The organism is Lutibacter holmesii (assembly GCF_042679665.1).
In the GTDB taxonomy this organism is placed as follows: domain Bacteria; phylum Bacteroidota; class Bacteroidia; order Flavobacteriales; family Flavobacteriaceae; genus Lutibacter; species Lutibacter holmesii.
The window spans coordinates 373899-388309 of record NZ_JBHTMV010000003.1 but is presented as its reverse complement, the minus strand read 5'-3'; the positions used below and the strand labels follow the sequence as shown (position 1 = coordinate 388309).

At 29.5% G+C, this 14411-nt stretch carries 13 protein-coding genes and 2 pseudogenes; 7 read left to right on the top strand and 8 right to left on the bottom strand.

Annotation, left to right across the window (positions count from 1 at the left end):
• Positions 1–45: 45 nt before the first annotated feature.
• The 3 genes from ACFQ5N_RS04515 to ACFQ5N_RS04505 are packed head-to-tail and all read left to right on the top strand — an operon-like array spanning position 46 to position 1438.
• Positions 46–498, top strand: coding sequence for an RNA methyltransferase (locus tag ACFQ5N_RS04515; RefSeq protein WP_386808108.1), 453 nt, complete (start codon positions 46–48; stop codon positions 496–498).
• A 50-nt stretch (positions 499–548) separates the two neighbouring features.
• Complete coding sequence (locus tag ACFQ5N_RS04510) at positions 549–866, top strand: Sec-independent protein translocase subunit TatA/TatB (protein WP_386808106.1); 318 nt, start codon at positions 549–551, stop codon at positions 864–866.
• Entirely contained in the window at positions 866–1438 is a 573-nt protein-coding gene (locus tag ACFQ5N_RS04505) for a phosphatase PAP2 family protein (protein ID WP_386808104.1), read from the top strand. The genes ACFQ5N_RS04510 and ACFQ5N_RS04505 overlap by 1 nt, the downstream gene beginning before the upstream one ends.
• On the opposite strand, the gene ACFQ5N_RS04500 is transcribed toward ACFQ5N_RS04505, so the two are convergent.
• From ACFQ5N_RS04500 to ACFQ5N_RS04480, 5 genes are all read right to left on the bottom strand, one after another.
• Positions 1431–2072, bottom strand: coding sequence for an O-methyltransferase (locus ACFQ5N_RS04500; RefSeq protein ID WP_386808101.1), 642 nt, complete (start codon positions 2070–2072; stop codon positions 1431–1433). The two genes, ACFQ5N_RS04505 and ACFQ5N_RS04500, sit on opposite strands and share 8 nt — an antisense overlap.
• 76 nt (positions 2073–2148) lie before the next feature.
• The gene (locus ACFQ5N_RS04495) at positions 2149–2397 is read right to left on the bottom strand and encodes a hypothetical protein (RefSeq protein WP_386808099.1); all 249 of its coding nucleotides are present in this window, start codon (positions 2395–2397) and stop codon (positions 2149–2151) included.
• Positions 2398–2408: 11 nt separating this feature from the next.
• Positions 2409–2975 (bottom strand): sigma-70 family RNA polymerase sigma factor, encoded by a 567-nt coding sequence (locus ACFQ5N_RS04490; protein ID WP_386808097.1) that lies wholly within the window; start codon positions 2973–2975, stop codon positions 2409–2411.
• Between the two features lie 110 nt (positions 2976–3085).
• Positions 3086–7117: a PAS domain S-box protein gene (locus ACFQ5N_RS04485; protein WP_386808095.1), complete on the bottom strand. Its 4032-nt coding sequence runs from the start codon at positions 7115–7117 to the stop codon at positions 3086–3088.
• Positions 7118–7227: 110 nt separating this feature from the next.
• Complete coding sequence (locus tag ACFQ5N_RS04480) at positions 7228–8019, bottom strand: sensor histidine kinase (protein ID WP_386808093.1); 792 nt, start codon at positions 8017–8019, stop codon at positions 7228–7230.
• A gap of 179 nt (positions 8020–8198) precedes the next feature.
• Between ACFQ5N_RS04480 and panB the strand changes: the two genes are divergently transcribed.
• From panB to ACFQ5N_RS04460, 4 genes and pseudogenes are all read left to right on the top strand, one after another.
• Positions 8199–9017, top strand: coding sequence for a 3-methyl-2-oxobutanoate hydroxymethyltransferase (gene panB / locus ACFQ5N_RS04475; protein WP_386808090.1), 819 nt, complete (start codon positions 8199–8201; stop codon positions 9015–9017).
• 61 nt (positions 9018–9078) lie between these two features.
• Positions 9079–10011, top strand: a pseudogene (locus ACFQ5N_RS04470) (2-hydroxyacid dehydrogenase); the annotation flags it as partial.
• Complete coding sequence (locus ACFQ5N_RS04465; RefSeq protein ID WP_386809022.1) at positions 9985–10428, top strand: VOC family protein; 444 nt, start codon at positions 9985–9987, stop codon at positions 10426–10428. The pseudogene ACFQ5N_RS04470 and the gene ACFQ5N_RS04465, both read left to right, overlap by 27 nt.
• Before the next feature lie 33 nt (positions 10429–10461).
• Positions 10462–10737 (top strand): TM2 domain-containing protein, encoded by a 276-nt coding sequence (locus ACFQ5N_RS04460; RefSeq protein WP_386808088.1) that lies wholly within the window; start codon positions 10462–10464, stop codon positions 10735–10737.
• Positions 10738–10744: 7 nt separating this feature from the next.
• On the opposite strand, the gene ACFQ5N_RS04455 is transcribed toward ACFQ5N_RS04460, so the two are convergent.
• From ACFQ5N_RS04455 to ACFQ5N_RS04445, 3 genes and pseudogenes are all read right to left on the bottom strand, one after another.
• Positions 10745–12574, bottom strand: coding sequence for a GNAT family N-acyltransferase (locus ACFQ5N_RS04455; protein WP_386808086.1), 1830 nt, complete (start codon positions 12572–12574; stop codon positions 10745–10747).
• Between the two features lie 37 nt (positions 12575–12611).
• Entirely contained in the window at positions 12612–13859 is a 1248-nt protein-coding gene (locus ACFQ5N_RS04450; protein WP_386808084.1) for an aspartate kinase, read from the bottom strand.
• A gap of 1 nt (position 13860) precedes the next feature.
• Positions 13861–14336: pseudogene (locus ACFQ5N_RS04445) on the bottom strand (N-acetyltransferase family protein).
• Positions 14337–14411 lie beyond the last annotated feature (75 nt).

The following is a 14411-nucleotide window of genomic DNA, read 5'->3' as shown; positions in this document are numbered from 1 at the left end:
TAATTTGCTTCACGATGAAATATTTAAAATAAGCGTATAAATAGAATGATAAATAATTTAGAACAAGGCTTTTTTGGAATTGGGATTCAAAATGGAAAAACTCCTGAAAACTTAGGTGTTTTATGGAGATCAGCTCAAAACATGGGTGCTAGTTTTATTTTTACCATTGGCAATAGGTATGCAAAACAAGCTTGCGACACGCACAAAGCAACAGGTGCTATGCCTTATTTTCATTACAATACTTTTGAAGATTTTTACAACAACTTACCTAAAGGAGCTCAATTAGTTGGTGTTGAATTAGATGAGAAAGCAGTGCCTCTTGAAACTTTTACGCATCCAAGACGTTGTGTTTATTTATTAGGTGCTGAAGATCACGGTATGTCTAAAGCTGCTATAGAAAAATCGCATTTTTTAGTAAAATTTAAATCTACATTAAGCTTAAATGTTTCTGTTGCAGGAAGTATTGTTATGTATGATAGACAAGCTAAAATAAGTTAACATTTTTTATTGATTCAAATATATTATCTTTACAAACTAAATTACTAAACATGTATCTATTCATTAGCGGACCTGAAATTTTTGTAATATTACTTATTGTAGTAATGGTTTTTGGTGCTGATAAACTTCCTGAAATTGCACGTGGCTTAGGAAAAGGAATGCGTCAAGTTAAAGATGCAACCAACGATATAAAACGAGAGATTAAAACAAGTGCTGAAAAAAATAATGTTGATATTGACGTTGCCACAAAAGTTAGAGACGAAATTAGTAAAGTAAAAGATAATATTGGTGATTTTACCGATCCTGTAAGTAAAGTAAAAAACAATGTTATTGATGAAATTACTGGACCAATAAAACGAACAAAATAGTGTTAGAGCTATTAAATACGCTTGTAAATTTAGACAAACAACTACTTCTTTTTTTACATGCTCAAGGGAGTTTATTTTGGGATGATTTTTGGATTTTTATTACCACACCAATACACTGGATTCCTTTTTTTATTTTACTATTCTTTTTAGGTTATCGTGTATATAGGTTAAAAAAAGCCTTACTCATAATGGGTTTTACAGCTTTAAGTGCTTTAACAGCATTTACCTTAGTAAATATTATTAAAAACTACATTCAACGGTTACGCCCCATAAATGACACCTCTATAAACACAAATATTAGGGTATTAATTGAGCAAAATGATTTTAGTTTTGTTTCAGGACATTCAACCGTATCATTTACAATTGCATTTTTAATGTTTTGGGTTTTAAAACAAAAATACAAATATGCTTTTTTAGTATTTTTATTTCCTTTACTGTTTGCATACAGCCGAATTTACTTAGCAGCCCACTTTCCTTTAGATATTTTATTTGGAATGTTACTAGGTTATTTAATTGCAACCATTTTTAATTTAGGCATTCAAAAAGTAGTTTTCAAAAAAGAAACTATTTAACTCTACTTATTGTTAAACCATCTCTAATAGGAAGCAATACGGTTTCTATGCGTTCATCTGTATTTAATAACGCATTGTAAGTTAACAATGCTTTTGTATCAATATCCTTTGGATTTAATTCTTCAACAACTTTGCCACTCCACAAAACATTATCAGACAAAATTACACCTCCTGGGTTCATTTTATCAATAATTAAATTAAAATAATTTACATAATTAGATTTATCAGCATCAATAAAAACCAAATCAAACTTTTCTGTAATTGTTGGAATAATTTCCAATGCATTTCCTACACGTTGTTTTATTTGCTTGCTATAAGCAGACTTTTCAAAATAACTTTTAGAAAAATCTTCTAACTCTTCATTTTTATCAATAGTAATTAGTAAACCATCTTTTTTCAGTCCTTCAGCTAAACACAAAGCTGAATAACCTGTATACGTGCCAATTTCTAAAATTGTTGATGGTTGTATTAGTTTTGACAACATAGATAAAACACGCCCTTGAAAAGCTCCACTTAACATTCTTGGATTTAACACCTTTTGCCAAGTTTCTTTATTTAATTGCTTTAAAATTTCGGGCTCTTGTTGTGAATGCCCTTCAACATAAGCATCAATATTTTCAGGTAAAAAATTCATGTTTATTTAATTTATAAAAATACAAAAAACGGAACTTTTGTTGAAGGTCCGTTTTTAAATATTTCGTTTTTAATTGTTAACTATTTTTTTGCAACTCTTTTTCCATGCATTGCTTTTCTTCTTCTGAAAGACAGCATTTTTCTCTTTTTTGCACCTCTGCTTGTTTTTTATAACATTTGGTCATAATACCATTTTGTTTACTATACCTTCCACATTTTTTACATAAAAAAAGGTGCAAACTCAATTTAATTCTTTCCAACAAAGATACTTCACCATATTGGCTTTTATCACAAATTGTAGTTGCTTCGTCACAGCTTAATTTCATTTGTCTAAATTTTAATTTTTGAACCAATTATCTTCCATACATTTTCTTAACTGAGTTCTGGCTCTATGGATTATTACCCAAAGATTTGACGAGGTAATTTCTAATTCCTTACAAATCTCCTCGGTTTCAAACTGTTGAATTGTTTTCATACGAAAAACCATACCGTATTTTTCAGGCAAATTATCAATGCATTGCTCTAAAACTGTATTCAACTCTTCATTTTCTATACTTTTATCGGTGTTGTTACTCCAATTTGAAGGCACTCTCTCTTCAATCCATTCTCCTTCACGATCACCATCAGCATAAAAATTCATTTTCACTTCAGCTTGTCCTTTAGCTGAATTTATTTTACGATAATGGTCTATTATTTTTCGCTTCAAAATAGCTATTAACCAAGTACGCTCACTTGCCAACCCTTGAAAATTATCTTTGGATTTTAAGCCTGAAAAAAAAGTTTCTTGCACCAAATCTTTGGCCAAATCATGGTTGTTAACTCTACTTATTGTATAATTAAATAAATAATCTGCATGTAATTTTACCCAAGAGTCTGGGTTTAAAGTATGTTTCTTTTCTGCCATTATTTTTATGCTATAGGCTAAAATAGTTATTTATTTAATACTAACCTTGTGCTGTGTGTTTTTTAAAGTTTTAATATTCTCAAAATAAAAAACTAATAAAATAACATAAATTAATTAGTGAATTCTTGTATTAAATCAAATAATATTTTTTTATCAATAGGTTTTGAAACATACCCATCAAAACCATTCTCCAACGCGTTTTCTTTGTCAGATTCCATGGCAAAAGCAGATAGCGCTACGATAGGAATATTTGGTCGTATTTGTTTAATTTCTTTCATAGCCTCAATCCCATTCATTATCGGCATTTTAATATCCATTAAAATTAATTTAATTTCAGGATGTTTTTTTGCCATTTCAACAGCTTCTAATCCGTTTTCAGCTTCTATTACTTTATAGTTAGTTTTTGAAAACAATTCATTAATATATAATAAATTATATTCTTCATCTTCTGCTACTAAAATTGAAATCTCAATATTACTTTCCACAATTTTTACTTTTTTATCTACTACACTTCTTACTATTGTCTCTTTAACTTTGGTATAAGGAACGGTGAAAAATATAGTAGTTCCTTCCTTTGAGGAGTTCAACCAAATTTCACCTTTAAATAATTCAACAAACCTTTTAGATATTGCTAATCCTAATCCGGTTCCTTTACTTTGTTTTGAATAATCTTCATCTACTTGAATGAAACGGTCAAAAATAACATCATGTTGTTTTTTATCAATTCCAACACCTGTGTCTTTTACATAAAAACGTAAAAAGCCATCAATTAGTTCATATCCAAATTCAATACTTCCTTTGTTTGTAAATTTAAAGGCATTTGACACTAAGTTTGTAATGACTTGATTTAGCTTTGTTTTATCTATTTTTATATTACTTTCAGAATTTTTAAGTCCTTTAACACAAGTTAATTTTAAATTACTTTTTTTGGCTTTAGGTGCATAAAATGTTTCTAAATTATGCAAAAGCTCGTTTACATTTACATTTTCATAATTTAATTTTACAACTCCTGCCTCTATTTTTGAAATATCTAAAATATCATTTACAATAGATAAAAGTTGCTTGGAACTATTTATCACAATTTTAGCATATTCTTTCCTTTCAGCATAAGACAATTCAGGATTTAAAAATAATTCAGAAAAACCAATAATACCATTCATTGGTGTTCTAATTTCATGACTCATATTTGCTAAAAAAGACGATTTTAACCTATCAGACTCTTGTGCTTTAGCCAACGCCAATTTAAGTTCATTCTCTGTATTTTTACGCAATATTGCAATACTTATTTGATCTGCTACAAATTCTAATAATGAGAGGTCTTTTTCAGTATACGCATCAACATTTTCATAGCTTTGAACTACAATAACACCAAATACTTTATCTTGTGTTTTTAAAGGAACACCTGCCCAAATTCTTGAATCGTTTCCTATTAAACCAACTTCTCCACTTTCTACAAGTTTTGCGTGTGATTCATTCGTAAACAACATTGATTTTTTAGATTTAAACACATAACCTGTAAGTGATTTCTTGGCTGGGAAATCTGTTGTAGCTTCAATTTCATCAACAATTACTGGTGTATGAAAAGAATCATTTTTTTCATTATACAATGCTATATAAAAATTACGCGTGTCAATTATTTTACTTAATTCGTGTCTTATAAAATAACCAAACTCTACAAAATCTTCAATTCTAATTGCTGCATTTGAAATGTTATAAAGTATTTTTTCTAATTCTTCTTTTTTTACTCTTTCACTAATATCCCGAACCAATGCATGAATGGTAATATCATTTTTATCTTCACCAATTTTTGTTAAAGAAACTTCTGTTGGAAACACAGTTCCATTCTTTTTTTTATGATACCATACAAACCTTTCACTTCCATTTTCTAAGGCTAACCTCATCATTTCTTCTGCTTTTAAAAAAGAACTTTCTCCACCTGGCTGAATTTTAGGTGAAATTTCTGAAGGATGCACTTTTACTAAAGAAGCTTTATCTGAATATCCAAATAGTTTTAAAGTAGCCACATTACAGTCTACAAAATTACCATTCTTCAAAATAAAAACAGCATCGCCTGATTTTTCAAATAAATCTTTATACTTTTTTTCTGATTTTTTTAATAACGTTTTTGATAATATTCTATCTGTAATATCATCAACAAAACAAGCAGTACCAATTACATTATTTAAAGCATCTTTTAAGGTTACGCTGTACCAATCACAAGTAATAATTTTACCACTTTTAGTTATATTCTCGTTGGTGTTTTTTAAACTTTGATTATTTGTAAATAGTGTTTCCCTAAGAACACTCATTTCGTGCTTTAAATGAGGTGGAGTTAACAAATCTTTTATTGACTCTCCAATTACTTCTTCAGCTGAATATCCAAAAATTCGTTCTGCTGAATTATTCCATTCAATAACTTTATAATTAACATCCCACATTATTGATGCTAGTGGTGTATTGTTAAATTGGTCTTTTAACCGTTGATTACTTTTAAAAAATAAATCTTCTGTTTTTTTACGCTCCGTAATATCCGATGTTATTCCTTGAATATGAGTTACCTTACCTTTATCATCTTTAATTACCTCAATACTGGTTTCAATCCACTTAATTTCACCTGTTTTGGTTACTACTCTAAACGTTTTCTTGGGCTTTACTTTTTCTGATGCTACTTCTCCTTTTAATAACTGAAAAAAATAGGTTCTTATAAAATCAACATCAGGAGGATACACCAATTCAATTATTTTTACTTTTCCACTTAACAATTCAGTGTCTGTATACCCAAATAATTTATCTGAATTTTCAGAAGCAAAAACAATAGGAAAATCCCAACTGTTTTCACATAAAATAGCTACAGAAGAGCTTTTATTAATAATATTATATGCTGCTTTTACTTTATTCTCATTTTCTTTTTGACTGGTAATTTCATGAAAAAACATAAGCATAGTATCACTAGAAGGAATAATTCTATTCTCAAACCAACGACCCCAAGGTTGAAAGTAGTTTTCAAAACTTATTGCTTTTTTAGTTTCTAATGCTTTTTGATAATTATCATAAAACAAATCACCTTCTTTTTCATGAAATTCACTCCAAATATTTTTCCCAATAAGTTCAGCTTCATTTTTACCTAATAATTTACACGCTATGCTATTTAAATATAAATAATTGGAGTTTTTATCTAATATCACAAAACCATCTTGAATACTTGAAAGGGTATTTGATAATATTTTTTTAGTTTTATTAAGTTTTTTTTCAGATAAAACCCTCTCAGTAACATCTTGACATATACCAACTACACGCTGTACTTTACCGTTAGAAATAATAACACTTCTTTTTTCGTAAACATACTTTAGCTCACCTTGTTTGGTAAAAATTCTATATGTTAAATTTTGATTAGGATTGTTTATTAGATAATCTAATGAAAAGTTATTTACCAAGGCAATATCATCTTTATGAATAAAAGACAGGTAAAAATTTAAACTAAGTAATGAAAGGTTAGGAGCCATTCCAACCATAGAAAACACCTCGTCTGACCAATTTAACTCTCCTAACTCAAAATCGTAAAACCAGCTAGATAATTTTGCAATTTCCTGAGCTTCTTTATACCGTTTTTCACTAATAATTAAAGCATTTTTTGCCTTTACTCTTTCGGTTATATCTTCAATTGATACAATTACATTTTTTAAGGTTTCTTCGCTTCCTAACTCAACTCTATATTTTATTATAATATTAAGAACATCACCTTCTAAGGTTTTATTCACAGTTTCAACAACAGTTTCCTTTTTCCCCGTTAAAATATCTCTAACTAATTTTGAAAACCCTTTGGAAGAATCAACCGTAAATACTTTATCTAAGTTTGCTAATAAATCTCGTTTATCTTTAGCCTTGTATAATTTAACTGCAGTGGCATTTACTGCTTTTATAATAACTTTTTCGTGCAATCTATCAACAATACTTTTATTTTTCAACAAAAAATTTTCAACATCTAAGTTTGCTTCCTTTGCTTTTTTGTCAATAAAAATTTTTACTTCCGAAAAGTCTTCAATGTATAATGCAATTGGTGCATACTCAAAAAAACCAAAGTAATTTTGCGCATCATAATTCATCTCAGACATATTAGATTTAATAGTATTGTTCTCCTCCATCTAGCTATTATTCATATTATTCACCTTATAAATATACGTAATATTTATAATTTTACATATTGAAATAACTGAAGCTTTCTCTTTTGGCGAAACCTATTTGCTTGAAACAATTATTTTGGAATAGAAAATTTAAAAGAAGTGCCTTTGTTTAAGGTGCTATTTACTTGAATAGTTCCTTTATGAAAGTCTAAAATAAGTTTTACAATTGCCAAACCTAAACCTATACATTTTTCTTTATTTTCAGAATAGGTATTCACTACATAAAACTCTTTAAAGATATTGGTAACATCTAATTCTGACATTCCAATTCCTTCGTCAATTACCTTAGTTTCAATATAATTTTCATGTTCCACAACTTCAATACTAATTGTGGTATTAGCAGGTGAAAAACGAATAGCATTTTGAATTAATGCACTTATAACAGTTTCAATTTCAGTTTTATCAAGCGTTACAAAAATTTGATTTTTAGGTAATTTTGTTGAAATACTAATTTGTTTAGTTTCAGCTTCAGCATTAAACTCACTTATCACTTTTTTTACTAATGAAACATATTCAACTTTGGCTAAATTTAATGCGTACGATGGAGATTTTAACCTGTTTAACTTACTTAAAGCATTTAAAAATTGTATGGAAAAATCTGTAGAGTTTTTAATAACCTCAACATACTTTTCAAATTTTTCAATTGAAGTGTCCAATCCATTACTTGCCAATATTTCTGAAAAAGAATAGGCAACTCCTATAGGGTTTTTAAGGTTATGAACTACCTTTCTGTTTCGCACAAAGTTTTCTTCTTGAATGGTTTGTAATTGATTGTTTTTAGATTTTAATTGTAAGCTTAGCTCAACAATTTTATCTTCCAATTCCTCAATATAATTGGCTGATTTGTTTTGGTTCTTTTTCAAAATAATGCGGTTTAAAAAGTAAAAGTAAATTTAATAATGCTGAAAATCAAACTTTTGTTAAATTCTATAACTATTCGCAAAAATACTTTTCAACAATATGAAGTTTAAATAAAACTAAGCTATATAAATCTGATTTTTGATTACTTTTGCTCTTTAGTTTTTTAAAACAAAGCAAACCAATGTCAACTGCAAAAAAAAGTTACAAAAAAATTACCACAAAATCATTAACAGATATGAAAATGAATGGCGAGAAAATTGCCATGTTAACTGCCTATGACTATACCATGGCAAAAATTGTGGATAATGCTGGAATGGATATTATTTTAGTTGGAGACTCTGCCTCAAACGTTATGGCGGGTCATGAAACTACTTTACCTATTACATTAGATCAAATGATTTACCACGCAAGCTCTGTTGTAAGAGCTACTTCAAGGTCACTTGTAGTGGTAGATTTACCTTTTGGTAGTTACCAAGGAAACTCTAAAAGTGCCTTAGATTCTGCCATAAGAATTATGAAAGAATCTGGTGGACACTCTGTAAAATTAGAAGGTGGAAGTGAAATAGCCGAGTCTATTTCAAGAATTTTAACCGCAGGAATCCCAGTAATGGGACACTTAGGCTTAACACCGCAATCAATTTATAAATTTGGAACTTTTACCGTAAGAGCCAAAGAAGAACAAGAAGCAAAAAAGCTATTAGAAGACGCTAAATTATTAGAAGAACTTGGATGCTTTGCCTTAGTACTTGAAAAAATACCAGCTAAATTAGCCAAAGAAGTTGCTGAAAGTTTATCAATTCCTGTAATTGGTATTGGTGCAGGAAACGATGTTGACGGACAAGTATTGGTTACGCATGATATGCTTGGAATGACACACGAATTTCATCCACGTTTTTTACGCCGCTATTTAGATTTATACAGTGAAATGACAGGTGCTTTTGAAAGCTATATTTCAGATGTAAAAACCAGAGACTTTCCAAATGACAGTGAGCAATATTAATTCCTTTTAACTATATTTAAGCGTAAAAAATAAAACTACAAATAAGCAAAACACCAATTTTATGAAAGTACTTCTTATAGATACCAATCATGAAATTCTTCAAAAAGGTTTAGAGCAATTAGGTTGTATTTGTGATGAAGATTATAAATCTACAAAACAACAAATTGAAGAAAAAATTCACAGGTATGAAGGAGTTGTTATTAGAAGTAGATTTAATATTGACACAACTTTTATAAACAAAGCAACAAACCTAAAATTTATTGCAAGAGTTGGTGCCGGATTAGAAAGTATTGATACTAGTTACGCTGAACAAAAAGGAATTCACTTAATCTCAGCTCCTGAAGGAAACAGAAATGCTGTTGGTGAACATGCGTTGGGAATGATTCTTTCCTTATTCAACAACCTTAAAAAAGCAGATTTAGAAATTAGAAAAGGAAAGTGGTTACGTGAAGCAAATAGAGGATTGGAACTTGAAGGGAAAACCGTTGGACTTATAGGCTACGGTAATATGGGAAAAGCTTTTGCTAAAAAGCTAAAAGGTTTTGGTGTTGAAACTATTTGCTATGATATAAAAGAAGATGTTGGTGATGAAAATTGCACACAAGTTTCTTTAGAAGAATTGCAACATAAAACCGATGTTTTAAGTCTACACACACCGTTTAATGAGCTTTCTCACAATATGGTAAACGCCTCTTTTATTGAAAAATTTAAAAAGCCTTTTTATCTTATAAATACAGCAAGAGGATCTGCTGTGGTTACAAATCACTTAGTAGAAGCGCTTAGCAACAAAAAAATATTGGGCGCTTGTTTAGATGTGTTAGAATACGAAAAGTTATCATTTGAAAATTTATTTGAAAATGAAACACTACCTGAAGCTTTTGAACATTTAATCAATGCTGAAAATGTATTACTTTCACCTCATATTGCTGGTTGGACGGTTGAATCGAATATTAAATTAGCTCAAACTATTGTTGATAAAGTAGAAACTACTTTTTTTACTAAAAAAGAGCAACAAACCAAACCTGTATTAAAAAGAGTTACAGGTATTGGAGGGTTATTTTTTAAAACAAACAATCCTACCAAGTTAAAAGACTGGTACAAAGCACATTTAGGCTTTAACACCGATGATTACGGCGCTACTTTTTGGTGGAAAGATAAAAATGGAAATAACGCCAGCACACAATGGAGTCCTTTTAAAAGTGAGTCTGATTACTTTTCTCCTTCAAAAAAAGAGTACATGTTTAATTATAGAGTTGATAATTTAGTAAATTTACTGCACGCATTAAAAAAGGAGAACGTAACCATAGTTGGAGAAATGGAAACCTACGACTACGGAAAATTTGCTTGGATTTTAGATCCTGATGGAAATAAAATTGAATTGTGGGAACCAATTGATGCTGCATTTTTATAAAAAAAAAAATAAATCAATATAAACTGAAAAAAAATGGATGTAATAGATGAAAATGGACAAGTTGTGCCAAAAAGCAACGAAGAAAGTAAAAGAGTGATTACTGGAGTATTAGCAATAGTATTAGGCTCTCTTGGTGTTCATAAATTTGTACTTGGCTATACAAAAGCAGGAATTATTCAATTAATTATCTCTTTTGTTAGTTGCGGAATTTTAACTTTAATTCCTTTTATTGAAGGTATCATCTACTTAACAAAATCAGATGAAGAATTCATAAACACTTATCAAAAAAACACTAAAGAGTGGTTTTAACAATATATTAGAAGGCGGAATTCTTTTTTATTTCGCCTTCAATTATTTCATCTTCTATTTTACTTTCTAGCTCAGCTTGAAACTCTTCTAAAACTGGTTTTACCGTACTTTCTGGTATATCTGAAACACGAATATACATTAAACCATCTACAGCATTATTAAACTTAGGATCTACATTAAAAGCTACTAACCTGGCATTTTGTTTTACATATTTTTTAATTAAAACAGGCAAACGTAAATCTGGCTCTAACTCATCAATAACCTTATCAAATTTATTTAAATCTGCTTCTGTTGCATCAAAAACAAAATCTTTATCAGCATCTTTTAGCTTTACTTTATATTCTTTTTTAGGATGAATGTATTGCGCAATATACGGATCGTAATAATGTGATTTCATAAACTCAATCATTAACGATTTTGAGAAATTTGAAAACTGATTGCTAATACTTACACCACCAATTAAATATTTATATGCTGGATAACGAAGCGTAACGTGTACAATTCCTTTCCACAACAAAAATAATGGCATTGGTTTTTGTTGGTACTCCTTTATTACAAAAGCACGGCCCATTTCAATGGAATTTTCCATCATATTATACAATTCAGGCTCAAATTTAAACAATGTATGTACGTAAAAACCTTCAATTCCGTACTTTGCATAAATGCCTTTTCCTAAGCCCATTCTATAAGCGCCAACTATTTTTTTAGCCACATTATCCCATAAAAACATATGGTGATAGTAGCCATCAAAAACATCTAAATCTATAGATTCATTAGTACCTTCTCCAACTTCTCTAAAAGTAATTTCACGCAAACGTCCAATTTCAAACATCACATTTGGAATTGCTTTACTTGGCGCAAAAAACACTTCATAATTTTTACTTAAAAGCAAGCGCCCATTTTGATTTCTTAACGCTTCAACTTCTTCAATAATTTTATCGTTATTTTTTTGTTGAACAATCTCTTTTGGTGCCTTCGGAATTTTTAAAGACTGGGAATTTATTCCTACAAACTCCTTTTCAAAAGGGTTTGCTAACATATAAGTTTTTTTACGTATAAAACTCCTAAATTCTTGCAAATTAGGATACGCTTTTTGGTCTTTTACAGAAATAGGTTTTCCAATTCTAACTTTAATTACCCTTCCTTTTTGCGATAATAATTCAGAAGGTAATTTAGCCGTTCTTAAGGTTGGATTTAACTTTGACAACAAATAAAAAAGACGACTATTTTTAGCATGAAAATAAATAGGAATTACAGGGACATTTGCTTTTTGAATTAATTTTAAAGCACCTTCTTCCCACGGTTTATCTACAATTAACTTTCCGTCTTTGTAGGTTGAAACTTCTCCTGCAGGAAACAACCCTAAAGGATAACCTTCTTTTAAATGTAATAACGCGCTTTTAATTCCTGCTAAGCTAGATTGAACTTCTTTTCTATCTTCAAACGGATTTACAGGCATAATAAAAGGCTTCATAGGCTCAATTCTATGCAGTAAAAAATTAGCTATAATTTTATAATCGGGTCTTCTTTCTATTAACAGTTTCAACAATAAAATACCGTCTAATCCGCCCAAAGGATGATTAGAAACTGTAATAAACGAACCTGTTTTTGGAATTCTGTTAAGATCTTCTTCAGGGATTTCAAATTTAATTTGAAAATCATCTAATAATGCTGAAAAAAACTCTAAATCTTTTAAATGTTTGTGCTTGTTGTAAATTTTATTCAACCTAGAAATTCGAAGAATTTTCATAATTCCCCAACCAAAAAAAGTACCAATAAACCCATATTTATCTAGGCTTACTGCTTGTGCAACCTCCTTAGCTGTAACTAAACTCATTTAAAAAAATTATGAATAAGAACAAAAATACGTAAAATTATTCCATAATAACTTGAACCGTACCTTTTGTTACTTGTTTTAATAATACCTTCCCTTTTTGCTCTATAGTAGCAATTGATTTTTTAGTTGCATGCCTAATGGTATACAAATTAACAGCTTTAAAATAACTAACTTTATATTTCTTTGTAAGTTCTTCTAAAAAGTCTTGAAAATTACCAAATTTATCTTCAATGCACACCGAAAAGCTCAATGCGGAATTTTGTATTAAATTTACTTTTAATTTAAAATCATGTAAAATTTTAAAAATATGGCTCAAATTATGCTCTACCATAAAAGAGAAATCTACCGCAGCTATTGATACTAAAATTTGATCTTTTTTTACTATAAAACAAGGTGTTTCAGGTACTAAATCATAACCTTTACTCACCGTGGTTCCTTTCAAATCTAAATTATAAAACGAACGTACATACAACGGAATATTTTTATTTTCTAACGGCTTTAATGTTTTAGGGTGAATAACTGATGCTCCATAAAAAGCCATTTCAATAGCTTCATGATAAGAAATTTGGTTTAATAGTGTTGTACTTTCAAAAAAACGTGGATCGGCATTTAAAACGCCATCAACATCTTTCCAAATTGTTAAACTATTTGCCTGTAAACAATACGCAAAAATAGCCGCACTAAAATCTGAACCTTCACGCCCTAATGTTGTTGTTTCTCCGGTATTGGTAGCACCTAAAAACCCCTGAGTAATGTATAAATTAGCTGTATTTAACTGTGAAATATTTGCACAAGTTACTTCCCAATTTACTTGAGCATCTCTAAAATGAGCAGTTGTTTTAATAAAATCTCTAACATCAATCCAGTTATTCTCTATTTGCTGCTCTTTTAAATAAGCACTTATAATTTTGGTTGAAAGCAGCTCTCCAAAACCTACAACCTGATCGTAAATAAAATTATAATCTTTCTTTTTATTTGAAATAAAAAAACCACTTAATTGACCTAAAGTAATTTCTAATTCTAAAAAAATTGGATTGTTTTTATCAGAGAAAAGTGCATTTATAATTGTTAAATGAAAGTCTCTCACAAATTCAATAGAACTATTTAAATTGTGTTGTTTGTAACAATAAGCAGCTACAATATTTTCAAATGCATTGGTCATTTTTCCCATTGCAGAAACAACAATAAGTGTGTTATGATAGCCTTCATGTTTTAACACACGAACCACATTTTTAACACCATCAGCATCTTTTACTGATGCACCACCAAATTTGAAAACCTTCACGTTACTTATTTAAGTATTTTTTCATTTCATCCCAATGAATTTGAGCGGTATCCCAATCTCTCAATACCTTTGCCCCAGTACTTTCATAAAAGGTAATTGCTGGCTCATTCCAGTCTAACACAGCCCATTCAATACGTTTTACACCTTTATCAAAACCATATTCAATTACTTTTTTAAACAAAGCACTTCCTATTTTTAAACCACGTTTTTTTCGGTTACAATTAAATCTTCTAAGTGAATTGTTGGTCCTTTCCAAGTAGAATATCTTGGATAAAAAAGAGACATTCCAACAATTTCGTTATCAATTTCAGCAACAAAAATGTTAAAAAGAGGTGACGCTCCAAAACCATCCTTTTGCAAATCTTCAACTGTTACCAAAACGGCATCTGATTCTTTTTCAAAATCTGCTAATTCTTGAATTAAATTTAAAACTGAAGGCATATCTTCAATCTTCCCTTCTCTTATGGTAAAATTCATTTTTCTATATATTTTTATTCGTATATGCTAAAGTAAAACTCTTTATGTAAACTATATTACAAACTAGTTGAATTT

Bases quoted from the DNA above. Each gene is read 5' to 3' on its own strand.
- ACFQ5N_RS04495 (WP_386808099.1), bottom strand. From the start codon at position 2,397: ATGAAATTAAGCTGTGACGAAGCAACTACAATTTGTGATAAAAGCCAA.
- ACFQ5N_RS04485 (WP_386808095.1), bottom strand. From the start codon at position 7,117: ATGGAGGAGAACAATACTATTAAATCTAATATGTCTGAGATGAATTAT.
- panB (WP_386808090.1), top strand. From the start codon at position 8,199: ATGTCAACTGCAAAAAAAAGTTACAAAAAAATTACCACAAAATCATTA.
- ACFQ5N_RS04460 (WP_386808088.1), top strand. From the start codon at position 10,462: ATGGATGTAATAGATGAAAATGGACAAGTTGTGCCAAAAAGCAACGAA.
- ACFQ5N_RS04490 (WP_386808097.1), bottom strand. From the start codon at position 2,975: ATGGCAGAAAAGAAACATACTTTAAACCCAGACTCTTGGGTAAAATTA.
- ACFQ5N_RS04455 (WP_386808086.1), bottom strand. From the start codon at position 12,574: ATGAGTTTAGTTACAGCTAAGGAGGTTGCACAAGCAGTAAGCCTAGAT.
- ACFQ5N_RS04500 (WP_386808101.1), bottom strand. From the start codon at position 2,072: ATGAATTTTTTACCTGAAAATATTGATGCTTATGTTGAAGGGCATTCA.
- ACFQ5N_RS04515 (WP_386808108.1), top strand. From the start codon at position 46: ATGATAAATAATTTAGAACAAGGCTTTTTTGGAATTGGGATTCAAAAT.
- ACFQ5N_RS04510 (WP_386808106.1), top strand. From the start codon at position 549: ATGTATCTATTCATTAGCGGACCTGAAATTTTTGTAATATTACTTATT.